At 49.0% G+C, this 19,351-nt stretch carries 18 protein-coding genes; 8 read left to right on the top strand and 10 right to left on the bottom strand.

What is annotated here, in order from left to right:
- Positions 1-60: 60 nt before the first annotated feature.
- The 7 genes from WH46_RS04735 to WH46_RS04765 all read right to left on the bottom strand — a co-directional run bounded on the left by WH46_RS04735 (position 61) and on the right by WH46_RS04765 (position 7,389).
- A complete protein-coding gene (locus tag WH46_RS04735) occupies positions 61-1,728 on the bottom strand; it encodes a PH domain-containing protein (protein WP_046225898.1) in 1,668 nt (555 codons plus the stop codon).
- Complete coding sequence (locus WH46_RS04740) at positions 1,725-2,216, bottom strand: PH domain-containing protein (protein WP_231584290.1); 492 nt, start codon at positions 2,214-2,216, stop codon at positions 1,725-1,727. Before WH46_RS04740 ends, WH46_RS04735 begins: the two co-directional genes overlap by 4 nt.
- A 295-nt stretch (positions 2,217-2,511) precedes the next feature.
- Positions 2,512-3,255 carry an oxygen-insensitive NADPH nitroreductase gene (gene nfsA, locus WH46_RS04745; RefSeq protein WP_046225899.1) on the bottom strand — a complete coding sequence of 248 codons (744 nt, stop codon included), beginning with the start codon at positions 3,253-3,255 and terminating at the stop codon, positions 2,512-2,514.
- A gap of 149 nt (positions 3,256-3,404) precedes the next feature.
- On the bottom strand, positions 3,405-3,830 hold the full coding sequence (locus WH46_RS04750; RefSeq protein ID WP_046225900.1) for a hypothetical protein: 426 nt from the start codon (positions 3,828-3,830) through the stop codon (positions 3,405-3,407).
- 76 nt (positions 3,831-3,906) lie between these two features.
- Positions 3,907-6,423: a heavy metal translocating P-type ATPase gene (locus WH46_RS04755; protein WP_046225901.1), complete on the bottom strand. Its 2,517-nt coding sequence runs from the start codon at positions 6,421-6,423 to the stop codon at positions 3,907-3,909.
- A gap of 340 nt (positions 6,424-6,763) precedes the next feature.
- Positions 6,764-6,976, bottom strand: coding sequence for a copper ion binding protein (locus tag WH46_RS04760; RefSeq protein WP_026136279.1), 213 nt, complete (start codon positions 6,974-6,976; stop codon positions 6,764-6,766).
- A gap of 59 nt (positions 6,977-7,035) precedes the next feature.
- Positions 7,036-7,389: a metal-sensitive transcriptional regulator gene (locus tag WH46_RS04765; RefSeq protein ID WP_269430596.1), complete on the bottom strand. Its 354-nt coding sequence runs from the start codon at positions 7,387-7,389 to the stop codon at positions 7,036-7,038.
- Positions 7,390-7,757: 368 nt separating this feature from the next.
- Between WH46_RS04765 and WH46_RS04770 the strand changes: the two genes are divergently transcribed.
- Together WH46_RS04770 and WH46_RS04775 are read left to right on the top strand one after the other, a co-directional pair.
- A complete protein-coding gene (locus tag WH46_RS04770) occupies positions 7,758-8,102 on the top strand; it encodes an Hpt domain-containing protein (RefSeq protein ID WP_017814039.1) in 345 nt (114 codons plus the stop codon).
- A gap of 89 nt (positions 8,103-8,191) precedes the next feature.
- On the top strand, positions 8,192-8,761 hold the full coding sequence (locus tag WH46_RS04775) for a thymidine kinase (protein WP_017814038.1): 570 nt from the start codon (positions 8,192-8,194) through the stop codon (positions 8,759-8,761).
- Between the two features lie 163 nt (positions 8,762-8,924).
- On the opposite strand, the gene WH46_RS04780 is transcribed toward WH46_RS04775, so the two are convergent.
- A complete protein-coding gene (locus WH46_RS04780) occupies positions 8,925-9,878 on the bottom strand; it encodes a GNAT family N-acetyltransferase (protein WP_046225902.1) in 954 nt (317 codons plus the stop codon).
- 135 nt (positions 9,879-10,013) lie between these two features.
- A complete protein-coding gene (locus WH46_RS04785) occupies positions 10,014-11,297 on the bottom strand; it encodes a hypothetical protein (RefSeq protein WP_082208307.1) in 1,284 nt (427 codons plus the stop codon).
- Between the two features lie 367 nt (positions 11,298-11,664).
- On the opposite strand from WH46_RS04785, the gene WH46_RS04790 reads away from it, so the two are divergent.
- The 4 genes from WH46_RS04790 (at position 11,665) to WH46_RS04805 (ending at position 14,608) form a co-directional block, all read left to right on the top strand.
- Entirely contained in the window at positions 11,665-12,150 is a 486-nt protein-coding gene (locus WH46_RS04790) for a hypothetical protein (protein ID WP_046225903.1), read from the top strand.
- Positions 12,147-12,590 (top strand): hypothetical protein, encoded by a 444-nt coding sequence (locus WH46_RS04795; RefSeq protein WP_017814034.1) that lies wholly within the window; start codon positions 12,147-12,149, stop codon positions 12,588-12,590. Before WH46_RS04790 ends, WH46_RS04795 begins: the two co-directional genes overlap by 4 nt.
- Positions 12,591-12,595: 5 nt before the next feature.
- On the top strand, positions 12,596-14,077 hold the full coding sequence (locus tag WH46_RS04800) for a glutathionylspermidine synthase family protein (RefSeq protein ID WP_046225904.1): 1,482 nt from the start codon (positions 12,596-12,598) through the stop codon (positions 14,075-14,077).
- Between the two features lie 123 nt (positions 14,078-14,200).
- Positions 14,201-14,608, top strand: a complete 408-nt coding sequence (locus WH46_RS04805) for a DUF350 domain-containing protein (RefSeq protein ID WP_036630090.1) — start codon at positions 14,201-14,203, stop codon at positions 14,606-14,608.
- A gap of 251 nt (positions 14,609-14,859) precedes the next feature.
- On the opposite strand, the gene WH46_RS24480 is transcribed toward WH46_RS04805, so the two are convergent.
- Entirely contained in the window at positions 14,860-16,389 is a 1,530-nt protein-coding gene (locus WH46_RS24480; RefSeq protein ID WP_407944397.1) for a DUF6359 domain-containing protein, read from the bottom strand.
- Positions 16,390-17,353: 964 nt separating this feature from the next.
- Here WH46_RS24480 and WH46_RS04815 point away from each other — a divergent pair.
- Complete coding sequence (locus tag WH46_RS04815; RefSeq protein WP_046225905.1) at positions 17,354-18,034, top strand: FadR/GntR family transcriptional regulator; 681 nt, start codon at positions 17,354-17,356, stop codon at positions 18,032-18,034.
- A 3-nt stretch (positions 18,035-18,037) separates the two neighbouring features.
- Positions 18,038-19,288, top strand: coding sequence for a CynX/NimT family MFS transporter (locus WH46_RS04820; protein ID WP_046225906.1), 1,251 nt, complete (start codon positions 18,038-18,040; stop codon positions 19,286-19,288).
- The last annotated feature ends 63 nt before the right edge of the window (positions 19,289-19,351 follow it).

Here is a 19,351-nt window from a genome sequence, read left to right on the forward strand (position 1 = left end):
TACACCCTTCCATAAAAGCGAAATGCAATCACGCGTATGCCAAGCTGCTTGTCTATTCTATTATTCATGTCCTGCTGCCCGGCGAGTGCGGCTGTACCAGCGGCTTACCTGATCGGCATCCAGGCGATCCAGCCGATTCGTCTGAAACGTAGCGTGTCCCGCTGCTATATACAGGTGGAGGCTGAGCAGATCCTGTCTGCGCTGCAGCCGGCTGCCCGTGAAACGGAATGCTTCGATATGCTTCCATAATATACAGTGCGTCGAATGGGAGACATACCGGTTCACCAGTATCAGACGTTCTCCATCCAGTAAGGCACCGGAACGGCGATACCTGCCATAATCCAGTATCAGCAAAATGGCAGCCAATAGAATGCCGATCATTAGACCGTACCCCGACAGAAAATACGTTCCGACCGCAGCGAGTATGCCGCTGATCAGAAGACTTGGCCATACATATGCCCACAGCGCCCGCGATGGCGACCGATAGACAGGAGCCCGGTACAGAAATCCAGGGACCATCGAGTCCAGCAGACCCTGCACTTCGCTGCTGCGGATAAAAGGATGCAGTACGGGCACTTTGGCATCTTTCCCTGAAGAGACCACATGCAGCTGGATCTGGGCAAAGCCGAGCCAGCGGCGAATCAGACTTTCCTTGACCGTTACTGCCTGTACATGCTTGGGATGAAAAACGAATTGTCTTCGTTCCAGCAATCCATAACGGACAGACAATCTTTCTCCGCTACGATAGACAGAGAATCCGGCATACTTGACGATAAACAGCACCAGTGATAGCAACCAGGCGAATATCAGACCGATCAGTACGGCACCGAGCAGCGCCTGAATGCCGGTAATATACCCTCTGGCATTATCCATTAGCTGGTTTAGCAGGCCACCAGGCAATATATCTCCTGCAAAGGAGTATATCCCTGCTATAAAGGCCAGTCCCAATCCCAGATTAAGCTCGGTCAGTGCTGCCCGCAGTAGCTGGGGTGTGGTCAGTCGGTAGAGCAGCTGTGCTGTGACTGGCGAAGAGCCGGCTGGTGCAGTGAGTCGACCTGCTGATGATACAGATCTACGGCCAGCAGATGAATCGGTAGAAGGGTCTGCTGATTCATCTGTCTGTCTCTTTTCGTCCGAATAGGGATAATTCTCTCCCGAAGAGTACGACTGTTCCCGATCCGAAGCTTGATCCTTTTCCAGATCCTGTACCGGACATCCGGCTTGCTCCACCGCTGCATCATTGGGTAAAGATCCAGCTTCCCGATCAACAGCTACAACTGCCTGCTCCAGCACCTGCTGTAGACGTTCTGCTTCGGCAGCGGATAACACCTCGAGTACTGCATCTCCATCCGAGCTACCTCCCGGCGTCTCGATTTTGAGCTGTACTACGCCAAGCAAGCGCTGGATCAGCGGCTGCTCAATACTGACCGAGTGAATGCGTGAATAATAGATCGCTTTCTCCCTGCGCTGGAGCAGTCCGCTCTGGATCACAAAACGGTCCTCTTCCGCGTGGTAGGTAAATCGGCGCCATGTACCCAGATGATACAAACTGCTCAGCACAAGTAGTAGTACGAATCCACCGAGCGTCCAATAGACGGAAGCAGACAGACCATCTCCGCTCAGAATACGTACAACTGCCAGGATCAGCAGAAACGCCAGATTTTTGATAGTACGCAGTATTGCAAAAGCCACATACAACGGGTGCATTCGGTGCAGCTGCCGGCTCATTCGTCTATCCTCCTGGCCAGACGGCCGATACGCTGTTTGAGCTGCTCGGCTTCCTCCAGCTTCACGCCACCGATCGTATGCGTGGTTGCTGCTGTAACAATATGGACTTCGGCGAGATGATATCGGCGCAGAATCGGTCCAATCTCCAGCTCCACATGCTGTACCTTGCTCATGGGAACCAGTGTCTCACTAATAAAAAACAGTCCGTTATGTATCTCCAACTCTTCATCCGATACGGCAAACCGAAAGCGATTATACCGTACAGCCGGGGCTACAATTACATAGAACACAAACAGCAACACACCGAGCCCAATCAGCCCCGTCTTGAGCCACCACGGCATCTCGAACCAGCCCAACCAACCAGGCAGCAGCGCAATCGCAGCCAGAATCAGCAAGAAAATTCCGTATCCGATGACCGCACCCTGCCGCTCTGCCGATTTCCAGTCCGGATGAAGAGGTCTCATTTCTGCTCCGGTAAATGACATCATATTCCTCCTCCATGAATCAAGTGTTATGTATTCGCAGGATCTTCGTATAACCATTCACTTGTATAGAAGTATACCTTATTAGTATATACATGCTCTGCCTGCTTAAAGTCGCATATTCTTGCCATTTCATCAGAAATAAACCAAAAAGCTGCCAGAACAGTAGCGATATTCCGCAAAGGAATAAATGACTATTCTGGCAGCTGCTGATATAGCGGTAACCTGTAATACTGATATACTATCTGATCTGATATACATTTGCCGATCCATTATCTGTCCGGTCTGGCAACTGATCCGCTTAGCGTTTATTAAAGCCTTTTCTCTCCAGAAAATCCTTGAGCTGCATTCGGGAAGCAGTAGTGAACTTCTGGGCCATCAGTGCAGACCATGGCGTACTCTTGGCGCCGGCTGTACGGGCTGACAAATAATTTGCCATCTGTTCATCGTACTCGGCGACCGTCTGCTCTGTCGTCACTGTATCATAAGACTCATGATGCAATACGGCTTTGAGCGGCAGGCGTGGGCGCAGTCCAGGCTCCTGATTCGGATAACCTACACACATACCATATACCGGATAGACCCGGTCCGGAAGACCAAGCAACTGTGAGACTTCTTCGATCTCGTTACGGACTCCACCGATATAGACGATACCCATTCCCATCGATTCGGCAGCTATGGCTGCATTCTGGGCAGCCAGCGTCACATCCGCCGTCGCTACGATAAAGTTCTCGACTGCATCCGTATATGATTCTTCCTGCGGAGCATGCTGCTGCACTGCCTTTTCCAGACGATACAGATCCGCACACCAGACGAGGAACACCGGGCATTCCACGATATAACGCTGGTTGCCAGCGAGCTCAGCCAGACGTGCCTTGCGCTTTGGATCACGAATAGCAATTACACTGTATGCCTGTACATTACTGGAGCTGGAAGCCATCTGGCCGGCAACAATAATTGTCTCCAACTGCTCATCGGTAACCGGGTCCGGCTTATAACTCCGAATAGAGCGGTGACTCATCAAAAGATTAATCGTATCATTCACAGTTCAATTACACTCCTGTCTATATCATCTGATCGTATTTTAACCACGCACAGGATTCAATGAAGCAGACGATGCATCGATGATTACCCTCATCCTGTTCGGAATAGGCATCGTACGCCGCCCTACCTTTCCACCATCTCCTGCCGGGATTATGATATCGAATCTATCCAGAACATCAATCCGAAAAATCCGGCCCAGCTAACGATCTGCAACAGTCCAATCGTCAGACTGGCAATAGCGAATCCACGTCCTCGTGATGAACGAAGGGACAAAATCGAGAATACGAGCGACAATATAATAATGACAAAAGACACGATCAATCCAATCATACTCAGTACAGGCATCACACCAAATTCTGCATTACCAACAATCAACAAAATCAGTGCAAAAGTAACTGACGTCATGCTGATCAGACCGACAATACTCAGAATAAACGAGGTTAATGCCAGTACAAACCGATCCCGTCCGGGCTGCTGATCCGGACGATGCAATGGATCATATCCACCTGGAGATGATCGATACCCCGGCGGCCTCTGGTGTGGCTCGCCCACAGGACCAAAATCATTTCCGTTCATAATACCCTCCCAAAAGACTATATCAAATGTCTTAGTTACAGCTCCAATCGGGCTGTCTTTAGGAGTATAGTATACCTTATTTCCCAGTATTCGGCTGTACCTTTTGCAGCTTGATACGCTGCAAACGCAGCGCATTCAGTACGACCGACACCGAGCTGAATGCCATCGCTGCTCCTGCCAGCCATGGTGCCAGCAGACCGGATGCCGCAATCGGAATACCAATGACATTATAGGCAAGAGCCCAGAACAGATTCTGACGGATATTACGAATCGTGCGGCGGCTGATCATGATTGCGTCGGCGATACCATTCAGATCCCCGCGCATCAGCGTTACATCCGCCGCTTCCATAGCTACATCAGTACCTGTGCCGATTGCGATACCAGTATCGGCAGTTGCCAGGGCAGGGGCATCATTAATACCGTCTCCGACCATGGCGACGATGCGTCCTTCCTGCTGCAGACGCTTGATCTCGGCTGCCTTGCCTTCCGGCAGTACACCTGCCAGAATACGATCCACTCCGGTCTGCTGACCGATGGCCTGCGCAGTGCGTTCATTGTCACCGGTAATCATAATGACTTCCATACCCATCTGTTGCAGGCGCTGTATTGCTTCTTTGGATGTTTCTTTGACCGTATCGGCTACTGCCAACCAGCCGGTATATTGCCCATTTACCGCTGTCAGCATTACGGTCTTGCCTTCACTCTCGACCTGCTGCACTTCTTGCTCCATATCTCCGCCAGAGATACCGGCTTCCTGCAGCAGCAGACGTGTACCAATCAGCAGCTGCTGTCCGTCCATAACTGCTCGGATACCCTTGCCCGGTATATTTTCAAACGAATCTACAGATGCAGACGTAATATGCCGCTCCTGTAGCCCCTGCACAATCGCACGGGCCAGCGGATGTTCAGAAGCCGCTTCTGCACTGGCTACATGCTGCAGCCAGATCTGTTCGGTGATTCCCAAAGTTCCCGGTACAAAATGAATATCGGTTAATACAGGCTCACCGCGTGTAATTGTGCCGGTTTTGTCCAGTACCACGGTATTCACTTTGTGGGCCGCTTCCAGATGTTCGCCGCCTTTGAACAGGATGCCGTATTCCGCAGCTCGGCCCGATCCAGCCATAATGGATGTCGGTGTAGCCAGACCCAGCGCACATGGGCACGCAATAACGAGTACCGCGATTGCTTTTTCCAGAGCACTGCTAAAGTTGCCCGGTTCCAGCCACAAATACCATATTCCAAAAGTCAGCAGCGCAATCCCTACTACGATCGGTACAAATATACCCGAGATCACATCCGCCATCCGCTGAATAGGGGCTTTGGATACCTGTGCTTCTTCCACTACACGGATAATCCGCGCGAGCGCTGTATTCTGTCCAATCCGGCTCACCCGAAAGCGCAACCGGCCATTCTGATTAATCGTGGCTCCAATCACGGCATCACCGATTGTCTTCTCCACTGGCAGACTCTCACCGGTGAGCATCGACTCATCGACCGAAGATTGTCCTTCCACTACTTCGCCATCTACAGGGATTTTCTCGCCCGGTTTGACGATTACAATATCATCTATCCGTACATCGTCTATTGGAATCTCCAGCTCCTGGCCTTCCCGCTCGACTCTTGCCATCTGGGCACGCAGATTCATCAGACTGCGAATCGCTTCGGATGAGCGGCCTTTGGCACGATGTTCAAACCATTTGCCCAGCAGAATCAGGGTGACCAGAATCGAGCTGACTTCAAAATAAAGCTCCACCTGGGTTCCCGGTACAAATACGGAACGGATAATCAGAAACAGGCTATAAAAATAAGCCGCTGACGTACCCAGCGCAACCAGCACGTCCATATTGGCACTGCCGCTGCGAAGTGCTTTGTAAGCTCCCACATAGAACTGCCAGCCGATAATGAATTGTACTGGTGTAGCCAGAATCAGCTGGAACCATGGATTCATCAGAATGGAAGGTGTACTAATCCATGACGTAATACTAAAATGACCCAGCATCGCCCATAGCAGCGGCAAGGACAATACTGCAGCTATGATCAGTTTCCACTTGCGCATAACCGCTTCGCGTTCACGCCGCTGCTCGATGCCCTCTTCCCGCTTGAGCTGGGCTTTGTAGCCAAGCTTTTCGACTTTGCATGTAATCTCATCCAGCGTTACACTGCCGGGATTATATTGTACCCGTGCAGTTTCCAGTGCCAGATTCACATTAACCTCCGAAATGCCATCCATGCGCCGGATTCCTTTTTCAATACGGGTCGCGCAGGCGGCACAGGTCATGCCAATAATATCAAGATCGGCAGTCTCCTTGAGCGGCTGATAACCCAGCTGCTCGATCTTGCGTTCCACTGCTGCTCCATCGATCTGTGCAGGATCGTAAATAACAGAGGCACGTTCCAGTGCCAGATTCACATTGGCTTCCTGTACGCCTTCGAGCCGGCGCAGTCCCTTTTCGATCCGTGCCGAGCAAGCTGCACAGGTCATGCCGCCTATTTGCAGTTGCAATTGACGTGTAGCGCTGCCGGAAGCCGCTGCCGACGATGGTAAGGGAACCTGCTCCGGTGCTTCAGTAGTAGATTTGGGAGAAGTGTTCATAGCGTAACCTCCTGTCTGTAATCATTTCGATTCATTCTTAATGAAGCATTGGATCATAGTTTATTTTTAAAATACCCCCTGGGGGTACATTTTCATGTTAAATAAAAGCCCATTCGGGCTTTGTTGCTGGACCATCCAATGATCGGTATACAATCTGCCAATTAGAATTGGTGTCTGTGCTTTAATTTTGAATAATTACGGTTAGCATCTATCTATCCAGTCCAGTCCGTTATCCAGCAAAATCAGCTGCACAACGGATACCGAACTGTAAAGTAACCCTTGATCCATACGTATGAAATCAACAATCCTGCTGCGATAGATTATTCAATCGATAGAGGCCTCAGGCTCCAGCGGAGACCACATCATATCCTTGTTCTTCAATCGCTTCTGTCAATTTCACAACATCCAGCTGCTGCGCATCATACTCGATATCTACAGACTTGGCTTCCAGATTCACTTTGCCATTGGCGCCAATCTCTGCAAGTGCACCTTCTACGGATTTTACGCAGTGCTGGCAGGACATGCCTTCTACTTCGAGAGTAACCTGTGTCATTTGTGTCATGGGTATTCCTCCTTAAAATGTATAGGTTCTTCATCCATTTGGAATGGATGTTATTTCAATAATTTATTAATCGTAATCAGCAGCTCGTCAATCACTTCATTCTCGCCAGCTTCAATACGTTCGACTACACAACTCTTCATATGACCTTCCAGCAGGAGGCGGCCGACTGAATTCAGGGCGGACTGTGCAGCTGCAATCTGATTCAACACATCATCGCAATACGTATCTTTCTCGATCATGCCCTTGATGCCGCGAATCTGTCCTTCGACCCGGTTAAGACGGCGAACCATGTTGGTCTTCATCTCGTCGGAATGATGACTGCGCCGGGTGCTGCTGCACTCCGTATGATCTGCCAGCGCTGTATCCTGTTGATGTTCTTCCCGGATCATTCCTGTTTCTTCCATCGCATGGCCCCCTCTGTTATTTCCCACTTGTATCCAGCTATCAGACAGCAAGAATAAATAATCCTATAAATCCATCCTAACATACCCTATGGGGGTATTCAACCACTAATTCAAAATTCATTTTTTTCTTATAAATTAATTAAAATTTGATGTATTTACTATTCTCTTCAATTCACGAACCCTCTATAATTATGATAAAATGAGGATTGACCATTTACTATATTTGGAATTTGCGAGAAGTATTTCATATCACCGTATATCCACCTATTTTCAGATTGATATTTCTCCATTTTGATTGCCTTAGGGCTGAAATGCTTCAGGATTACGATGCATATCGTGTACACCTATCATGGAAGAAGGGAACTCCTATGTCCAAAGCAGATCGCTATGAGCGAATGATGGAACAGACCCGTATTCGTTTTCTTGAGGACGCCGAACTGAAAATGGCTGATTTGCGCACCCTTTTTCATGACTATTATAAAGATTCTTCCCAAGCCGGTATATCGGGACTCCAGTATGCTATTCATCGTCACGCGCATGCCATCAAAGGACTGGCGCTGCTTTTCTCCTACAAAGAGATGGATACGGTATGCGGAGATATTCTAATGATTGTGCTGCAAGAGCCGCCGCGCGACTGTACGCCAGACGAGATCGAGCATCTGCATCGTCTGGTGACGGCACTGGAATATCTGCTTAAACAAGCCTCTATCTGATCAGTACAGCATTGGTCTCTGAAGTATTTCCTGTTACAATAGATCAGGCTGACAGAGCAAATGATACTGAGAAAGGGGCTTTTTTCCCATTGGCACAGTTATTTTTTAAATATGGCGCAATGAACAGCGGCAAGTCGATCGAGATTCTCAAGGTTGCCCATAACTACGAAGAGCAAAACAAGCATGTCCTGATCTTCACCTCGGCGCTGGATACGCGCGATGAGATGGGTTACGTCTCCTCCCGGATCGGTGTACGTCGTCAGGCTATTGCTATTCATGAAGATACGGACATCTATACGATTGTCCAGAATTATACTCCCAAGCCTTCCTGTGTACTGATCGATGAATGCCAATTCCTCAAAAAGGAAGCGGTGCTGCAGCTGGTCGGTATCGTGGACGAACTAAATATCCCGGTCATGGGGTTTGGACTGAAAAATGATTTTCAGAATCATCTGTTCGAAGGCAGCAAGTATATGCTGCTATATGCGGACAAGATTGAGGAAATGAAGACGATCTGCTGGTTCTGCGAACGCAAAGCCACTATGAATCTGCGCATGAAAGATGGGCACCCGGTATATACGGGAGAACAGATCCAGATTGGCGGCAACGAGAGTTATTATCCGGTGTGCCGCAAGTGTTACAACAATCCACCAATTTAAATACTTCGGATGGAAGTATAGGATGGAATAAAACTGCCTACAGAAGCTTGTCAGTACAGGACAGCAGGATGCAGGTAAGGAATAGGCTGACGTTTGCACGGTAATCGGTGCGTGACGTCAGCCTATTCTTTATTTGGTAGTATTTTGATGTCTTTATTACTAATTAGCGATGCAGGCTGATATACTGCAATTCGCTTGCTGTATGGAATCCAGCTTTGTGATATAGACTTATCGCTGCAGGATTATTGTTATTGACGCAGAGAGAGACTTCCTTAACCTTGATAGATCCAAATAGATGCTGCAAAGCATGATGAAGCAGGTATAATCCAATTCGGTGGCCCCGACGATCTGGTCTTACAGCAATGTATTCAATTTGTCCTTCCCGAAATTCACGACTTCCCTCCAGATAGACATAACCAGCAAGCTCATTTGCGTACAAGCATATAAACAAGCGATTGTCTTCAGCCAGCCGGCTCAAAATGACCCCAGAATCATAATAAGTGGATGGGAAACATTCGTTATGCAGACTATAGAATGAAGAGAGAATAGCGTCCAGCTCAGCTGGTATGGGCAGCTCGGAAGAACTACTCATTATTTCTCCGATATCAACAATCTTTAGCTTCTGGTTATCTATTTGGTCGATAACGAGCTGCTGTCCGGACAATTCTTCCAGCTTCAATATAGTATGTTGTCCTTGTTTTACAGCTTGTTTGGTCTCCATCCAGGCAAAAGCATGATGATTATGTATATGATAGAATCCGGCAATCTTCTGAATAGAAGGGGATAATTTAGCGAGAGATGCTGCCCATAATTGATCGGCAGCAGTCTGCCATTCACCCCAATCACCTTTTATGATAAAAGGTCCCCAGAGTTCAGCCTGTCCTTCTTCTTCATCGGCATCGAGCAGCAGCAGTCCGATCAGCTGCTCCTGCTCATACAGAAGCGTGACATAATGATCCAATTCATATTCTCCAAATTCTTCTTGGATGGAATGTTCGATCTCTTCTTCCTCTGTTCCACAGTAACCCACATGGTGAGCCGAATCGGAATTCAGTTCGCTGATCAGCCGAGCCATTGCCGGGACTCGTTCCAATGTACCAGCTTTCACTTGTCTCATGAATAATTTGCCTCCTTTCTCGATTAAAATTAAACTTTCGCACAGTAAAGCTTCTTTTTAGAAATCCAATTGTCTGCTCTACTGTGCGGCATATTTATTTCTCCCATACCAATGGGGATAATGACTCTCCCATTTTTATAAATGTAGTTTGGCATTATTTCTATTATTACGCAGTTCCAGTAGCATAAGCATCGCCATCCATATCAGTGCAATCACATGCAGACCGGCGACGAACATGCCCCCGGTCGCCTCCAGCTGGCTGTTTACGACCTTCCACAGATTATAGGTGATTGTCAGACTGAGCAGAGCTGCCAGGCCAATCCACTTCCGATCCAGCATGGCGGTGAAGAGCAGCAGGATCAGTGCAGGAATGCTATACCGTTCGTGGATCTCTGTCGGCAGCATAAAAAAGGCAAAAGATACCCATACCCCTGCTTTGAGCAGCGTTGCGGTAGTTATCGTGCGCAGCTTCCACAAATACACACCTGCATAGAGAACAGCCAGCAGCAGTAACACAAATCCGATGCTGCGCAGCGAGAGAATTCCTACTAACTGCACCGTGTCGCTCGTATCCGGTGCAGTGCCGACCAGGTAATACCAGATATTCAGTGCATTCATCGTGACCTGGGTATACATACCGACTGCACTCAGATAGGCTGCCCGGATCATCGCTTGCATGCTGCCGTAACTGGCAAAATACAGGCTCGTCACAACAAAAGGAATACATACGCCGATAACGATCCACAGCAGCGGAAGCAATCGTCTGTTCCGCAGCTCGCGCAGCACATACATACCCAGCACCGGCGCAATAATAATCGACTGCAGCTTGGTCAATAGTGCCAGTGCAAACAGAATACCTGCTCCCAGCGGAGACAGAAGCAGCAGGACAAGCGAACCGGCCATCAGCATACCATTCAGAATATCCACCTGTCCCCAAACTGCACTATTGACGATCAATACCGGATTCAGCGCAAACGCTGTTAAGGCAAGCCAGCGAAGACGTTTATCCGCGTTTCCTGCCGACCACCCTGTTACTACTGCCAGCGCCAGCATATCCAGCACGATCAGAATACTTTTATAAGAGAGTGACCCAGGGTCTACAGTGATGCCCAGCAGCTGCATCAGTGCTCCATATCCGCTAAGCAGCCAGAGAAACAGCGGCGGATAATTGATGCCACTATTATGAAGATAGACGCTCCCGAGTCCATATTCTCTCACCTGATTCATCCACTGCACAAACAGTTCCTGATCGCTTACAAAACCGGCGTATCGTCCACCGTACCCTATCCGTATTCCCAGCCCTGCAACCAGCAGCACAGCCAGTCCCCACCATTCCTGCCGGGTCATCTCTTTGCTATGGTTGCGCTGTATAGAGGGTTCTGAGGAAACGGTTCTATTTCGGATTGATTTGATTCTCATCTGCCATACCTCCCTGTTATTCACAAGAGACAGACGTTCATCCAAGGAAAGCAGGGCTTGTTCACCACCCATGCCAGAAACGTTGTTGCGTCCATTATACAGCGGATCAAGGTACAGGTTGCAACCTTGCGGTAATAGCGAAAACCAGTTGTCGTGCAGAGTGAGTCATAAGGCTGTAACCTGTCTTTCTTTATGTATAATTAGCTAGTATATCTGTACCTAATCCACCTATAGAATCAGTCTGGTTAATATTTCCTGTTTGCAACTAGGGCTTTTTATCGGAAAATGGAAATTGTGCATCTTTTTATGACAGAATGCGTAAACATGGGTGTACTTGAAATGAAAGATTTAAAAGGGAGTGAACATCATGCAATATCCTCTACGATACATAGAATGGTCAGAGGACAAACAGCTCGAACTGGGCCGGATTCACGAGTATCCGTCCATGAATTCGGATGAGCTTTTTGTGCATAAGCTTGTAGACGCTATCAAACTGAATCACCGGATCTGGGTACATATCTCCCATGAATCCGAAGACACCGGGCAGCATATTGTATATGCCCGTCCTTTCGCAGAGGAACTGCCTTATCCGTATCAGAAAAGTCTCGCCCGCATCATTACCGGCCAAAAGGATTATCCCTCTTCTCTGCAGCCCGAATACTGGGTATGGAATGGGGACAGCTTTGAGCGGATCAGCGGCTATGATTACTCCATGGCTGCACTGGATATTGCCCGTCGGCTGTTGGATCATTACTGGGTAGAGAATGGGGTAACCTACGATATGCTCTATACGGTACTGGATGCAGATCGCCAGAAAGTCATGTTTTTCCTGAGTGAGGTGAGATACGGATGACGAACAATTCACAGAACCAACCTTCTACCCAGCTGCCGGACCCATCAATACGTTCCATGCATCCATCATCCACTGCCATGGCTCATGTAGGCAAGCCCGAACCGCTACCGGAGATTACCGGCACACTGGCAGAGATGTCTGCTGCCTCGCATCCTTCTACGGACAAGCCGGCTCGAACGCTTGGCTCCAAAGCACGTATGGCGGCGTTCTCCCTTATGCTGGTCGTGCCTGTCGCACTGACCGGCTGCGGAGACGATGACGATTACTGCCAATATGACCAGAATGGCAATCCATACAACTGTGATGATAACTACAGCGGTGGCAGCCATGGAGGGTCCTACTTCTTTGGCGGGTATAGCTCTTCCCACAAAAGCAGCTCATCCGGATCGCATAGCGGCTTTGGCAGCAGCGGATCGTCCAGCTCCTTTTTTGGAGGGTAACGGTTATGCGCAAGACATTCACTATCCCGTTATCCCGGGAACAACTGTTTACCGGCGAGATTGCCCGTCGTATCCCTTACCATGCCATGTATGGACAGCCGTACTGTCTGCCGGCTATGACAATCTATACTGCCGATGAATATGAACAGCTACGGCTGGGGTCCGAGCGGGTCGATCATCTATACCGTAAGACACTGCATTTTATTCAGGAATATCTGCCAGACGAGTATCTGGTTGAGCAGCTGGGCATCCATCCTCTACTCGCCCATACAGCACGGCAGTCGATCCCATGGGATGGACTGACCCGACTGGACTGGATTATCAGCCCGGATGGCGAACTGAAATGTATAGAAAATAATACCGATACTCCGAGTGGTGTACCCGAGGTTGCTGTTCTCGAACAAGAACTGCTTCGATATGCACCCGGACTGCTGCCCGCTTCGGATAAAATGAATACACAGATTCAGCATATGTTTCGGGAAGCATTCTCTTATTATTCGAAGCATGGTCTCGGACCGAAGATTTATTTCACCAGCTATGACTGGCATGAGGAAGACCGGATGAATACGATGTATCTGCTGGAACAATGCCAGTCTGCCGGAATCCATGCCGCCTATGTGCCGCTGGAGCAGCTGACTATCGTGCCAGAGCAGGGATTGTATTATCAGGAGGAACAGATTACAATCCTGTACCGCCTCTACCCGCTTGAATATCTGGTTGAGGATCGGGAAGAAGATACCGGCCGGGCAGTCGGGGAAGATCTGCTGCAGCTCGTTGCCGATGGAAGACTTGGTCTGATCAATCCGGCGCAGCATATTCTTACACAGAGCAAAGGATTTATGGCGACGCTATGGTCGCTGTATGAGCGCAATGACCAGATGCAGGATTATGCCGGATTCACCCTGTACAGTGCTGAGGAATGCAGCTGGATCAGCCAGTATTTGCTACCGACCTATTTCACGGATGAGCCGTTTCGGCAGAGTGGTATCCCGTATGTATCCAAAGGGTACTTTGGACGTGAAGGGCAGGGCACCCGGCTCATTGAGCAGGCTGAGCCAGAACAGCTGCCGCAGGAAAAAGATCTGGCGATAGACAGAGCAGATGCAGAAAATGAGGTTTCCAGCTTGCAGGGTTCCGGTGAGCAGACTGCTTCGAACATGCGCTTTGGCAGCAATGCTGTGCCCGAGAATTCTCGGGATGCCAAGCACACCGAGACTGATCCTGATGTGACTGAACAAGAACGGCTGACCGCAGAAGCTATTACTGCCTATTACGAGCAGCAGCCCAAAATCTATCAGCAGCTGCATACAATGGAGCCGATTCGGGCAGTGACGGATACCGGTACGCATGAGGGATATCTGCTAACTGGAGCTTTTGTGATCGGTGGTACCTTTGCCGGACTGCTGCCACGGATTGGTGGTAAAGTAACCGACAATCTGGCCTGTTACTGCGCAGCAGCCATTGCTCCAGAAAGAGTACAGGATTAATATTCGGTCTGTATTGAACGGTATCCTTGCATGGACTAAACCGGATTATTGAACAGATTAAAATACCGCATAACTGCACAATCATACAAGATGCACAAAAGCATCTCATTTACAGGAGGGTTAATGTTGAGACATTTTGGAACAGATTTATTGCATGTCGGGATTGGACTGGTTATTCTATTCGCCGTACTGCTGGTCGGCTATTACATATTCAGTCTAATTACCCGCTATAACGATAACAAGGAGATCGCCGAAGGCAATGAAGCCGCAGGAATGTATATGGGCAGCAAATTGCTCGGTCTCTGCATTATCGTTGGACTGGTATCCATTAACTCAAGCAACTGGTTGGACGTTATTATCTGGTCCGCCGTCGGCATCGTTATTTTATGTCTGGTATACATCATATTTGATTTGATTACCCCTAGCACCAAAGTCTGCGAACAGATCAAAAATGGCAATATGGCTATGGCACAGCTGCTGCGCTCGCTGATCATCGGTATTTCCTTTGTGATTGGGACTTTTCTGATGTAAAAGCAGCTCTACCGACAACAAATATACTTCTGACGATATCAGGCAATATACGATGAGTAATGAAGGAAATTAGCGCATAACAAACAGCCTCTTTCTCTGTAGATCTACAGGGAAAGAGGCTGTTTTGTGGTGTGTCCAGTTGTCCTCAGAAACGCTTGGAAACGTTACGCGATCTAGGAAGAGTTATAGCAGCGATGTACTTGCTGCCGGATGACCCCAAGCTGTCTGTATGTGCCACTTGACGATTTGGCTTAGGAAGCGGCACCGTAAGAACCGGCTTTATAGGTTTTTGGATCATACCATTTGTAGCCTGCTTGCGGAGCTGCCCATGGTTCTGCCTGCGGCTCTGTAGAAGAAGCAGGTGTCTCGATTGGCAGTAGTGGCGTCGGGCTGTCCAGAGTCAGACCGCTGACGCTGCTGAAGCTGGTATAGCTTTCTTTGTTAGCGAGCCATCTCACTGTCTGTACGAGCAGTGTGGCATCGTCCACTTCTTTGAATCCATCATAGGTTTTCTTGGATGCGCCTGTCTCTTCACGCAGGTATTTTGGTGATGCATCTTCAACAGGAGAAGAGTCCCCGATAAAGGCTGCTTTACCAGCACCCACTTTGGAGATTGCTGCATACGGGCCTTCACTGCGTCCGCCACCATTATATACGCCTTGATCTACCGCGTTACCCCATTTGGAGACGCCGGATGGTACGTAGACAATCCCTTTGGCTTTGCTAGGATCGAGAATAGCCAGCGTAGAGCCTGCATGCATGGCTACCGATTTCACACCTGCTGTGATACCAAACGATTGGTTGGATGCGGCAATATCTGTCGCGTTCACATCGCCCAGCGCGTTATAACGGAAACGAATACCGAAGTTCGCGCCCAGCCAGTCAGAGCTGCTCACACCCTGCATTGCCGGAGAAGCTGCTTCTTCTGCAGTCATGCCTTTGGCCGGATTGCTGTAAGCTCCGCGGCGATAACCGTTCATTGATTCAGAACCATCCCAGCGGTTTTTGTTGCGGTCGGCATTGTAGTGGTCACCGATAAAGAAAATACTGCCGCCTGCTTTGACATACTGCAGCATCGCTGCCTGTTCGCTCGATTTGAAAGGAACATTCGGTTCAGCCAGAACAAATACATCGTAATTTTTGAGCTTGTCATACGTGATCGCCTGCTCGCCAAATGTGTAAGGAATCGGACGTTCCAGGGATTCCACGGTAAACCCGACAGCACGCAGCCCACTGGCAAAGTCGGAGAATCCGCCGTTGATTACCCAATCTGCCGCTCCGGCAGTCTGTCCATGCGTATTGTCGAACAGCACTTTTTTGCCTGTGCCATCCGGCAATGTTGTTCCTGTGCCCGGTGTACCCGGTGTCGGTTCTGTTGGCTCGGTTGGCGTTGTACCGCCTACTGTCATGGACGTCGGGCTTTTTACACCGGGATAATTATTGTATGTACCCGCTGTACCTGTCACTGTAATCGTCTGACCAATCAGCCCCGGATTGGATTGCAGTCCAAATTGGGAGCGGAAGCTGCTCGGAATCTGTACATCCAGCAGCTTGCTGTTGCTGGTCTCACCTTTGCTGTCTGCCAGCAGCAGATTATAGTCATTGGCAAATGGACTACTGAAATCAGCGGTCTGTGCACCACTCGCATGTCCTACCACAACTCCGGTAACTGTAATCGTACCTGCTGTCTGCGACTGGATCGCCTGTGCGACAGTCAGCGTCGTTGCTGCTTCTGCTTTGGAACCGGGCATACCTCCGAACAAGGATACCGCTGTCAGCATCAGGGCAAGAAAAATCAGGTGAAACCTTCGGGATACTGCATTTTGCATATACGTTCCTCCTCTGGCTAAATGGTCAAACGATACAACAGTTGATTCTTAATTATCATAATTCGTTTTTATCTAGCGTATTCCTCTTTTATGTAAAAATTAAATAAAAAGGAATTTAAATTTGTGGATGGGGTTGGGTGGAGATGGGGAACAGCGCTGCGGGAATGGATCCTTCTGTCGCCCTCTGTTAAGAACGGATATCTGGAATAACTGCTTTCAGCAGTAGATATCCGTTCTTAAAGGATGGCTTTAGAAGGATTCCATTCCCTCCGCTTCGTGCCCGCCTCTCCCTTCGCCGCATTCCAGAAAAGATTTAAATTCCTTTTTATTAGGGGGAGCGGCCGGGAAGCAAGGCTATAGACGAAAGATGTACAGAGACTCGTTATAGTTTGGCATTAGGTTGTGGGTTATTGACTGCTGATTGTTAGTTGTTAGTTATTGGTTACTAGCTATTGTTTATGGACAGATGGTTGTTATTTTTTTGTTTGTTAATTGTTGTCTATTGATTGTTGGTTTTTATTAGTTAGTTATTGGCTTTTGAATGTTAGTTTTTGTTGATTGATTGTTATCTACGAATTATTAGTTGTTTATTACTGATTGCCAAAAAGTGCGTTTATAAATGTTAAGTTCTCCCTTCCCCCTTGGTAAGGGATTACCTCTTTGACATAGTCACATCGCGATACGGAGCGGAGGAAAGGAAATAAGGGCAAAGGACGACATTTAAGCCTGGAGATTCTCATTCCCAATATCCACTTCAAGAATCTCCAGGCTTAATCGGAGGACGTGCCCTTATTCCTTTCTGCAGCGGCTGAACCCCAAACCACAGTAACCCCACCGCCAAATTAAGTTGCGTAATGCAGAAGATTCTTATAGAATAGCCAATGTACCAATCATCCTACCTTTAGGAGTGAGTGTTTTGTTTGACAAATTGGAGAAAAAGTCGTTGGTCGATCAGGTATATGCGCAGATTGAACAGCGGATCAAAGATGGACAGTGGGAGATTGGCATGCGGATTCCGCGGGAAGCGGAACTGATGGAGCAGTTTGGGGTCAGCCGCAATACGTTACGTGAAGCGGTAAGGGCGTTGGTGCATGTGGGCCTGCTCTCTACCCGGCAGGGAGACGGAACCTTTGTGACGGCAAGCAGTGAACTCAGTTCGGTTCTGCAAAAGCGTGTGCAGCGTTCGACGATGGTCGAGATTATGGAAGTGCGTCATGCACTGGATCGGGAAGCCGTACGGCTAGCCTGTCTGCGGCGTACCGACGAAGATCTTCAGGCGATGGATCAGTATGCGGATTTATGTCATCAGCATACCGAAGCGGGCGATGTAGAGGCGTTTGTGGAAGCGGATATGAAGCTGCATCAGGCGATTGTAGCCGCATCTTATAATGGACTGCTGATCGATCTGTACGCTAATTTATTTGAGCAGATCCAGATGTCCATCCTCAGTACAACCGAGATGAGTAATGATCGCTACCATACCGGACACTGCGATCTTATCCAGGCAATCCGTGAGCAGCAGCCGGATCAGGCGGCCTCCATTGTGGACGATTACATTTCTCATTTCACAGGTATTCTTTTCGAAAGGAATTCATAAGCAATGCACAAGACAACTATTGAAACACCCGGCTCGTCCGTATCGATACGGAATATGGCCTTTCTCGTTTTCTGTATTCTGTTTGTATCTATTAATATGCGGGGACCGATTACAGGTCTCAGTCCGCTGCTGGAATTGATGCGGCAGGACTTTACCGTATCCAATACCATGGCCGGTTTTCTGACGACGATTCCGCTGCTGGCCTTTGCGCTGCTGTCTCCGTTTGTCGCCAAACTGGCAGGCAGCCATGGTATGGAGAAAATTATTTTCTTTGCCATGATCATTCTGGTGATCGGCGGTTGGATGCGTCCGTTCGGCGGTATCAGTCTGCTGATTACCGGAACATTCCTGACCGGGCTTGCGATTGCCGTACTCAATGTGATTCTGCCCGGTCTGATCAAGCGGGAATTCCCGCACCGGATCGGTATTATGACAAGTGTCTACTCGATCTGTACAAACGTCTTTGCAGCGATTGCCTCGGCGCTCAGTCTGCCGTTGGCCGTGAATTTTGGGCTGGGTTGGCAGGGTTCCCTGCTGACCTGGACCGTGCTGGCAATGGCTTCCCTGCTCTGCTGGATCCCGCAGCTTCGTCACAACAAGGTCGCCAAGCTGGCTGCACGTTCGCATGCATCCGGCCACAGTGTATGGCGCTCTCCGATTGCCTGGAAAATCACCTTTTTCATGGGTTTGCAATCAATGATCTATTATGTATCGATCGCCTGGCTGCCGGATATTCTGCAAGAACAGGGCATGAGCCGTGTACAGTCCGGTTATATGCTGTCTCTGATGCAGTTCTCGATGCTGCCGTTTAACTTTATTATTCCGATTCTGGCTGCCCGGCTGAAAACCCAACGGGTACTCGTGCTCGGAACCGTAGTGCTGTATCTGATCGCCCTGCTCGGCATTATGATGGGCAGTGGACATATGGGCTGGATTGCCTTTTGCCTGATTCTGCTCGGTGTTGCCGGAGCGGCAGCCTTCAGTCTGTCGATGATGTTCTTCAATCTGCGTACCCGTACGCCGGAGGAAGCCACCGAGGTATCCGGTATGGCCCAGTCTGTCGGTTATCTGCTGGCGGCGTGCGGCCCGACCCTGTTCGGTATTCTGCATGATACGACCGGTACATGGACGGTTCCACTGATGCTGCTCTTCGCTGCTGCAGCCAGTCTGCTGTACACCGGATTTGGTGCTGGCAGCCGCGGATACATTTATCCGGAGACGACAAATGACAAAAATATACGTGCTATCGATTAATAACTATGAAATAGGGTATGATTTATAAGAAGCGATCTTAGCATACTGAGGAGGAATTCAATC

This window comes from Paenibacillus dauci, assembly GCF_000971985.1.
In the GTDB taxonomy this organism is placed as follows: domain Bacteria; phylum Bacillota; class Bacilli; order Paenibacillales; family Paenibacillaceae; genus Saccharibacillus; species Saccharibacillus dauci.

What these genes read in the sequence shown, in the direction of transcription:
- WH46_RS04755 (WP_046225901.1), bottom strand. Translation starts at nt 6,423, where the DNA reads ATGAACACTTCTCCCAAATCTACTACTGAAGCACCGGAGCAGGTTCCC.
- WH46_RS04770 (WP_017814039.1), top strand. Translation starts at nt 7,758, where the DNA reads ATGTCCAAAGCAGATCGCTATGAGCGAATGATGGAACAGACCCGTATT.
- WH46_RS04785 (WP_082208307.1), bottom strand. Translation starts at nt 11,297, where the DNA reads ATGAGAATCAAATCAATCCGAAATAGAACCGTTTCCTCAGAACCCTCT.
- WH46_RS24480 (WP_407944397.1), bottom strand. Translation starts at nt 16,389, where the DNA reads ATGCTGACAGCGGTATCCTTGTTCGGAGGTATGCCCGGTTCCAAAGCA.
- WH46_RS04750 (WP_046225900.1), bottom strand. Translation starts at nt 3,830, where the DNA reads ATGAACGGAAATGATTTTGGTCCTGTGGGCGAGCCACACCAGAGGCCG.
- WH46_RS04765 (WP_269430596.1), bottom strand. Translation starts at nt 7,389, where the DNA reads ATGGAAGAAACAGGAATGATCCGGGAAGAACATCAACAGGATACAGCG.
- WH46_RS04805 (WP_036630090.1), top strand. Translation starts at nt 14,201, where the DNA reads ATGTTGAGACATTTTGGAACAGATTTATTGCATGTCGGGATTGGACTG.
- WH46_RS04800 (WP_046225904.1), top strand. Translation starts at nt 12,596, where the DNA reads ATGCGCAAGACATTCACTATCCCGTTATCCCGGGAACAACTGTTTACC.
- WH46_RS04760 (WP_026136279.1), bottom strand. Translation starts at nt 6,976, where the DNA reads ATGACACAGGTTACTCTCGAAGTAGAAGGCATGTCCTGCCAGCACTGC.
- WH46_RS04790 (WP_046225903.1), top strand. Translation starts at nt 11,665, where the DNA reads ATGCAATATCCTCTACGATACATAGAATGGTCAGAGGACAAACAGCTC.
- WH46_RS04780 (WP_046225902.1), bottom strand. Translation starts at nt 9,878, where the DNA reads ATGAGACAAGTGAAAGCTGGTACATTGGAACGAGTCCCGGCAATGGCT.
- WH46_RS04740 (WP_231584290.1), bottom strand. Translation starts at nt 2,216, where the DNA reads ATGATGTCATTTACCGGAGCAGAAATGAGACCTCTTCATCCGGACTGG.
- WH46_RS04795 (WP_017814034.1), top strand. Translation starts at nt 12,147, where the DNA reads ATGACGAACAATTCACAGAACCAACCTTCTACCCAGCTGCCGGACCCA.
- WH46_RS04735 (WP_046225898.1), bottom strand. Translation starts at nt 1,728, where the DNA reads ATGAGCCGGCAGCTGCACCGAATGCACCCGTTGTATGTGGCTTTTGCA.
- WH46_RS04820 (WP_046225906.1), top strand. Translation starts at nt 18,038, where the DNA reads ATGCACAAGACAACTATTGAAACACCCGGCTCGTCCGTATCGATACGG.